General features: G+C 73.5%; 7 protein-coding genes. 5 read left to right on the forward strand and 2 right to left on the reverse strand.

Annotation, left to right across the window (positions count from 1 at the left end; genetic code table 11):
- The first annotated feature begins 130 nt into the window (after positions 1-130).
- The 4 genes from KR546_RS16040 to KR546_RS16055 all read left to right on the forward strand — a co-directional run bounded on the left by KR546_RS16040 (position 131) and on the right by KR546_RS16055 (position 4,451).
- Complete coding sequence (locus KR546_RS16040; protein WP_238445730.1) at positions 131-892, forward strand: enoyl-CoA hydratase/isomerase family protein; 762 nt, start codon at positions 131-133, stop codon at positions 890-892.
- Complete coding sequence (locus tag KR546_RS16045; RefSeq protein ID WP_238445731.1) at positions 889-2,469, forward strand: AMP-binding protein; 1,581 nt, start codon at positions 889-891, stop codon at positions 2,467-2,469. The genes KR546_RS16040 and KR546_RS16045 overlap by 4 nt, the downstream gene beginning before the upstream one ends.
- A gap of 63 nt (positions 2,470-2,532) precedes the next feature.
- Entirely contained in the window at positions 2,533-3,225 is a 693-nt protein-coding gene (locus KR546_RS16050) for a response regulator transcription factor (RefSeq protein ID WP_238445732.1), read from the forward strand.
- Positions 3,222-4,451, forward strand: a complete 1,230-nt coding sequence (locus KR546_RS16055; RefSeq protein ID WP_238445733.1) for a sensor histidine kinase — start codon at positions 3,222-3,224, stop codon at positions 4,449-4,451. Before KR546_RS16050 ends, KR546_RS16055 begins: the two co-directional genes overlap by 4 nt.
- A gap of 33 nt (positions 4,452-4,484) precedes the next feature.
- On the opposite strand, the gene KR546_RS19810 is transcribed toward KR546_RS16055, so the two are convergent.
- Complete coding sequence (locus tag KR546_RS19810; RefSeq protein ID WP_238445734.1) at positions 4,485-5,408, reverse strand: 2OG-Fe(II) oxygenase; 924 nt, start codon at positions 5,406-5,408, stop codon at positions 4,485-4,487.
- A 207-nt stretch (positions 5,409-5,615) separates the two neighbouring features.
- Between KR546_RS19810 and KR546_RS16065 the strand changes: the two genes are divergently transcribed.
- Complete coding sequence (locus KR546_RS16065) at positions 5,616-6,758, forward strand: M14 family zinc carboxypeptidase (protein WP_238445735.1); 1,143 nt, start codon at positions 5,616-5,618, stop codon at positions 6,756-6,758.
- 69 nt (positions 6,759-6,827) lie between these two features.
- Here KR546_RS16065 and KR546_RS16070 read toward each other — a convergent pair.
- The coding region (locus KR546_RS16070; RefSeq protein WP_238445736.1) for an SDR family oxidoreductase at positions 6,828-7,442 on the reverse strand (615 nt) is incomplete at its 5' end.

The raw sequence follows: 7,442 nt of genomic DNA on the forward strand, positions 1-7,442 counted from the left end.
CCACCCATGCGCGATCTTCCCCACCAGTGTCAACCGTGCGAACCGCCGCGGCGGCCCGCTGCCACGACGCGGCGACGGGGACGCGCCCCGGGCGTTGACGACGTCGGACCGCCTCCGTAGCGTCGCCCCCATGGACGACCTGCAGTGGACACCGGCCGGCGAGCACGTGGTGTCGGCGTTGCACGACGACGTCGCGGTGGTCAGGATCGACCGTCCCGAGGCCCTCAACGCCCTCGCCCCGGCGATGCTGGGCGACCTCGCCGAGGCGCTGCGGGCCGCCGGTCGCGCCGCATCGGGCGTGGTCCTGACCGGGACGGGCCGGGCGTTCTCGGCCGGCGACGACCTGGTCGCCACCGCCGACCTCGACCGGGCCGGGTTCCTGGCGCTCATCGAGGGCTTCCAGGACCTGACCCGAGCGGTCCTCGACATCGAGGGGCCGGTCGTCGCCGCGGTCAACGGCCTGGCGGTCGGGGGCGCCGCGGAGCTGACCCTGGCCTGTGACCTGCGCATCGGGCACCCGGACGCGTTCTGGCTGTTCCCCGAGAACGGTCTCGGGCTCACCGTGTCGAACGCCTCGACGCTGCTGCTGCCACGCGCCGTCGGCGGACGGGCACTCGGACTGCTGCTGGACGGGGCACGGATCCCCGCCGACGAGGCCCTGCGCATCGGGCTGGTCGACCAACTGGTGGACGACCCGCTCGCGACGGCCCTGGACCGCGTGGCCTCGTGGGTGGGACCCGGACGGGCCACCCGGTGGCACGTCGACCTGCTGCGACCGGACCGTGATGCGGTGGAGGCGGCGATGGCCCGCGAGGTGGCCGCCGCGGCCGCGGTCCACGACGCGGGCATCGCGACCACCGGGGCCGAGCGGTTCCGGCGCGACCACGCGTGACGTCCGTGGCCGACCGCCGTCGCGACCCGTACGACCCCGGCGAGACGCTCGGCGACACGCTGGACCGCCGGGCGGCGCACGACGGCGACGCCGTGGCGCTGCGTGACGGCGACGGGACCACCCTGACGTTCGCGCTGCTGGCGGACCGGGTCGCACGGGCGCGAGGTCGGCTGGCCGCGTGCGGGCTCGGGCCCGGTGACCGGGTCGCGATCGCCCTGGGCAACGGCCTGGCGTGGCCGGTGGCATGGCTGGGCGTGGTGACCGGTGGCATGACCGCGATCCCCGTCAACGCCCGCTCCGGCCCCGACGACGCCCGCCACCTGCTGGTCCACGGTGGGGCCCGGCTGGCGCTGGTCGACGACGACACGGCCCCGGTCCTGGCGGCGGCGACCGATGGCGCGATCGATGCCGAACTGGTCACCGACGACTGGCCCGGCGCGGCACCCCCGGTCCCGGCCGTGTCCGGCCCGGTCGACCGGCCGGCGAACGTCCAGTACACGTCCGGCACGACGGGCCTGCCCAAGGGATGCGTGCTGTCGCACCGGTTCTGGCAGCGCATGGGGCACGGCATGGCCGAGCGGATGGCGCTGGCTCCCGACAGCGTCGTGCTGACGGCCCAACCCTTCTCCTACATCGACCCGCAGTGGAACCTGGTGGCCACCCTGCGGTCGGGCGCGGAGCTGGTGGTCCTGGACGGCTTCCACCCGTCGACGTTCATGGCCGACGTGGCCCGCTTCGACGTCACGACCTTCTACTGCCTGGCCGCGATGCCGGTCCTGCTGCTCAAGCAGCCACCCGCGGACCACGACCACGCGCACCGGCTGGAGGCGGTCCACTGCTCGGCCATCCCGGCGGCCCAGCACGCCGCGCTGGAGGACCGCTGGGGCGTGCCGTGGTTCGAGCTCTACGGGATGACCGAGACCGGGCTGAACATCGCCGTGGAGCGCGCCGACCACGACGAGCTGGTCGGCAGCGGGAGCCTGGGAACCCCCGTGGACCACTGCGACGCCATGGTCGTCGACGATGCCGGCCGCCCGGTGGCCGACGGCACGGAGGGCGAGCTGGTCCTGCGGGGTCCCGGGTTCATGGACGGCTACCTGGACGACCCGGACGCCACCGCGGCCTTCTTCGCCGGTGGGTGGGCACACACGGGCGACCTCGCCGTGCGTGACCAGCGCGGGCGGTTCCGACTCTCGGGGCGACGCAAGGACATGGTGCGTCGTGGCGGGGAGAACGTCGCCGCGGCGGAGGTCGAGGCGGCCCTGGTCACCCACCCGGAGGTGCTGGAGTGCGCCGTCGTCGCGCAACCGGACCCGGACCTGGGCGAGGAGCTGCGCGTGGTGGTCGTGCCCGTGCCCGGCAGCGACCCCGATCCCACGGTGCTGCACGCCCACCTGCGGGCCCGGTTGGCCCCCTTCAAGGTCCCGCGCTGGTGGGAGCTGCGCGACGAGCTCCCGCACACGCCCTCGCAACGGGTCGCCAAGCACCGGCTGGGTCCCCCCGTCCACCCGCTGCGGGACCTGGCGGCGCCACGTCCGGACGGCCCACCCGGCGGGGCCGCGTCCGGACAGGCATGACCATTCCGTGACAGCACGGTCGTGGGCTTCGGGCCGCGACCGGGGCGGCCGTAGGCTGACGCCATGGACGCCACTCCGCCCCGCACCGCGACCGTCGCCGTCGTCGACGACGAGGCGATGGTGCGTGACGTCACGGGCCGCTACCTCCGCGATGCCGGGTTCACCGTGGTCGAGTACGACGACGGTGACACGGCGCTGCGGGGCCTGCGGGCCGAACCGGTCGACCTGGTCGTGCTGGACGTGATGCTGCCGGGGCGCAACGGCTGGGAGGTCCTCAAGGAACTCCGGGTCGGGTCCTCGGTCCCGGTGATCATGCTGACCGCCAGGGGTGGCGAGGCCGAGCGCGTCGGGGGCCTCGAGCTGGGGGCCGACGACTACGTGACCAAGCCGTTCTCGCCCCGCGAGCTGGTCGCGCGGGTCCGAACGGTGCTGCGCCGCACGCCCATCACCAGCGAGACGGTCGAGGTCGCCGGCCTGGTGATCGACCCGACCGCGCGAACCGTCCACCGCGACGGCACCCCGATCGACCTGACGCGACGCGAGTTCGACCTCCTCCACCACTTCGCCACCCACCCCGGCGAGGTCTTCTCGCGCACCGACCTGCTGCGCGCCGTGTGGGAGTCCTCGCCGGACTGGCAGGACCCGTCCACGGTCACGGTCCACATCCGACGTCTGCGCGCGAAGGTGGAGGACGAACCCTCCTCGCCGGTGCACCTGGTCACGCAGTGGGGTGTCGGCTACCGGTTCGACCCGTGACCACGACCCCGACCGATCGCGGGCGACGCCACCACCCGACGCTGGCGATCGGGCTGGGCCTGGCGGTGGCCGTGGTGTTGGCGCTCGTGGCCGCCGAGTCCCTGATGGAACCCACCCGGCGTGATCGGATCACGCTGGCGGTGGTGTTCGTGGGGTTGGCCGTGGTGGTCGCGATCGTCGCCGTGGCGCTGCGCCGGTGGACGACCCGGCTGCGCTCGTTGCAGGCCGGGGTCGTCCTGACCGCCGTGGGGGCCGTGGCCGTCGCGGCGGTCGCCATCTGGGCGTCGGCCGCCTCGATGCTGATCCCGCAGAAGGCCCTGGAACTGGTCCTGGTCGCCCTGGGGCTGGGCGTCGTGCTGGGCACGGTGCTGGCGGTCGCGGTCGCCCAGCCACTCGAGCGCGACCTGCAGGCGGTGCGCACCACCGCCGAGCAGGTCGCGACCGGCCGTCGCGACGTCCGCACCGGGGTGGCCCGGTCCGACGAGGTCGGGATGCTGGCACGGACCCTGGACGACATGGTCGTGCAGCTCGACGAGGCCGAACGTCGTCGCGATGCCATGGAGGCGGCCCGGCGTGAGTTCCTGGCCAGCGTGGGACACGACCTGCGCACCCCGCTGACGTCCCTGCGCGCGGCGATCGAGGCGTTGCAGGACGGCCTGGTGGACGAGCCGACCCGCTACCTCGCGGCGATGGAGCACGACGTCGCCACGCTGACCTGGATGGTCGACGACCTGTTCCTGCTGGCCGTCATCGAGTCGGGCGGGCTGTCCATCGACGCGGAGGACGTGGACGTCGCCGAGTCGTGCGACGAGGCGGTCGAGGTCGTCCGCCCGGTCGCCGATCGGCGCGACGTCACGGTGGGCTTCGCGGCCGGGGGACCCGTCATCGCCCGGGTCGGGGTGCGCGAGTTCGGACGCGTGCTGCGCAACCTGCTCGACAACGCGGTCCGCCATGCCGAGTCACGGGTGGACGTGGCGGCCGGTCCGGTGGGCGACGAGGTGGTGGTGACCGTGACCGACGACGGTCCGGGGTTTCCACCGGACCTGGTCGACCGGGTCTTCGACTCGTTCGTCCGCGCCGACGAGGCCCGGCGCCGCGACGGCTCGGGTGCCGGGCTGGGCCTGGCGATCGCACGCGGCCTGGTCGAGGCGATGGGTGGCACGATCACGGCGCGTCCGGGCCCGGGCGGGCACGTCGAGGTGCGCCTGCCGGACCACCGCGCCTAGGAGCGCGAGGCGATCGCCGGCACCGGTGGTCGATCAGCCACGGCTGCCGGCGTCGAACAGGAACGACAGCAGCACGAGTCGGCGTCCGCGGGTCACCGGGCGCACGGCGTGCAGCAGCGACCCGGAGAACACCAGGGCCTCGCGGGCGGCCGGGCGCAGCGGACGGTCGGCGTACTCGGGAAAGACCAGCTCACCGCCGTCGTAGTCGTCGTCGAGGTTGAGGCTCAGCGCGAAGCGACGGTGGGCCGTGGCCGGGCTGAGGTTGTCGCGGTGGGCGTCGAAGAAGCCCTCGTCGTCGGCGTCGTAGGCCCCCACCTTGAAGCCCTCGAAAGCCGTGGTCGAGAAGCCGAACGCCTTGCGCACCTCGGGCACCACGCGCCGTCCGACGTCCCGCGTCAGGGCCCGCAGCAGCTCGGGTTCCTCCACGACGTGGTCACGGCGTCGCTTGCGGAGGTGGTCGAGCGCCTCGACCCGTCGGCCGTCGGCGGTCGTCTCGACCCCGGTGGGCCGCGGGTCGGCATCGGCCCAGGCCCGGCGGACCCGGTCGGCCATGCCGGCACTGATGGCCGCCGGGACGAACAGCACCGGGGGCGGGACGTCGCGATGGCGGTCCTGCAGGTCGGCAAGGTCGTCGGAGACGGTCGCGGCCACCTCGTCGACGTCGTCGATCGCGTGGACGGAGGCCACCCGCACGGCCCGGTCCACGACGGCCACGGTGGGCCCGGTCGCGGTCGTCACCCCCCAGGCCTGCTGGACCTGGCGGGACTGGTCGAGGAACGCCTCGTCCGGGAGGTCGAGGTGGTCCGCGGCGTCCGGGGCGTCGGCGGGGGCGTCGACGACGAGGTGGCGGTCGACGCCCGGGCCGAGCCGGTCGTGCACGGCGACGGCCTTCGCGGGGTCGCCCCCCGCGAGCACGACCACGCAGGGGCGACCGCCGACCTGGCCGGTCCAGCGCACGATGGTGCCGTCACCGTGGCGCGGCAGGGCGAAGTCGGGGGCCTGCTCACCCGGTTCGACGAGGTGTGTCCGGCTGACGGGTGCTCCGTGTTCGTCGGGATCCGTGGTTGTCGGCGTCGACTCTACGGGGTCTGGATGCCCCGAGCCCCCGTCCCGTGCGGGTCACGGCGACTAGGCTCGATGACTCCCCCCGACAACTGGAGAACCATGCGATCCCCCCGCGCATTCCTCGCGGCGGCAGCCCTCGTGGCCGTCGCCGCCGTGCCGGCCGTGGCCGACCCGTCGACCACGCCCAACGGACCGTGGCCCGGCGAGAACGACCCGAACCTGGCCGCCCTCCGCAGCTACGAACAGCTGTGGGACACCCTCGAACGGATCGAGCAGCGCGCCAGCGGCGCGTTCACCCTGGAGCCGGCGCCACTGCAGTCCAACCTCGGACGCGACATCCCGGTGGTGACCATCGGCGACGGCCCGACCGGGGTCACCTACATCGCCCAGCAGCACGGCAACGAGTACGTGGTCAGCGAGGGCATCGTCGAGCTCGCCCGCGACATCAGCGGGAACTCGGCCGAGGCCCGCATGATCCGTGACGCACTGACCGTCACCCTGGTGCCGCGGGTCAACGTCGACGGCTTCGACGGTGACGTGACCACGCGGATCGGCTCGCCGCCGTGGCGCCAGAACTACGACCCGACCTACTGCACGGTCAGCCCGTGCGACCCGTTCTACCTCCGTGCGGTCGGGTTCGACATCAACCGCTACCACTCGTCGACGGCGAACCCCTACGACCACCCCTACCTCGCCGGTGACGACGACCTCAACCCGGTGCCGGAGTCGATCGCGATGCGGCTGCTGTACGACCAGACCCAGCCGGACGTCGTGGTCGACTGGCACCACCAGGGCACCTACGTCGACGACGACGGCAGGATGATCACCGGGTCGACCATGTGGCCCAACGCCACCGGCGAGGCCGACGCCCGGGGCATCCGGCCGGAGTTCGACGACGCGATCGACCGCTCGAAGCAGGCCGTCTCGGTCCTGGTCGACGCGGTCCAGGACAAGGGCTACGCCAACATCACCCGCTACCCGGGCACGACCACGCCGGGCATCGCCCGCAACGCCTACGGGCTGCTGGGCGCCGCATCGGTCCTGTGGGAGATGCGGGGCGGCATCGGCACCCAGTCCAACGGCAACATCACCAAGACCGTGACCGTGGCAGGAAAGGCCCTGCTCGTGGCCGCCGCCGACGGGTCGCTCGAGGACTACTCGACCGACACCGCCGAGGCGCTGCCCGAGCGTGGCCCGGGCGTGTCGGACCCCCACGACGAGGGCCCTCCGAACGACGAGTGACCACGTCGTGAGCACATGCGAGGGCCCCGCCGAACCGGCGGGGCCCTCGTCACGTCTGCGTCGTCGCGATCAGGTGTCCTGCTCGTCGGTCGGCAACAGCGCGACCTCGACCAGCTCGACCTCGCGGGGCAGGCCCAGGGCGTGGACGACCAGGTCGGCCACGACGGTGGGTGACATGCCGTGGGTCGCGATCGACGCACGGAAGTCGTCGCCGTGCGGTCCCTCGATGTCGTCGCCGAGGGCGGTGTCCACCCACCCCGGCGACACGACGGTGACTCGCACGGGCTGGTCGGCGAGCTCCAGTCGCAGGCCCTCCGAGATCGCGTGCACCGCGTACTTCGTCCCGCAGTAGAGCCCGTGTCGCGCCGACGGCACCCGGCGCCCCGACATCGACGAGATGTTCACGACGTCACCGGCCCCGGACGCCCGCAGGTGCGGCAGCGCGAGGTGCGTGGCATCGACCAGCCCCAGCACGTTCACCTCGAACATCAGCCGCGCGTCGTCCGGATCGGTCTCCTCAATCCCCCCGGGCCGGATCAACCCCGCCGCGTTCACCAACGCATCCAGCCCCCCGAGCTCCTCGACCGCACGCTCCACCGCCGCCGCCAACGCCTCGTGGTCCGTCACGTCCGCCACCACGGCGACCCCCCCGATCTCGTCGGCCACCTCCCCCAGCACCTCACC

It is taken from the genome of Salsipaludibacter albus, from assembly GCF_019798055.1.
Taxonomy (GTDB): domain Bacteria; phylum Actinomycetota; class Nitriliruptoria; order Nitriliruptorales; family Nitriliruptoraceae; genus Salsipaludibacter; species Salsipaludibacter albus.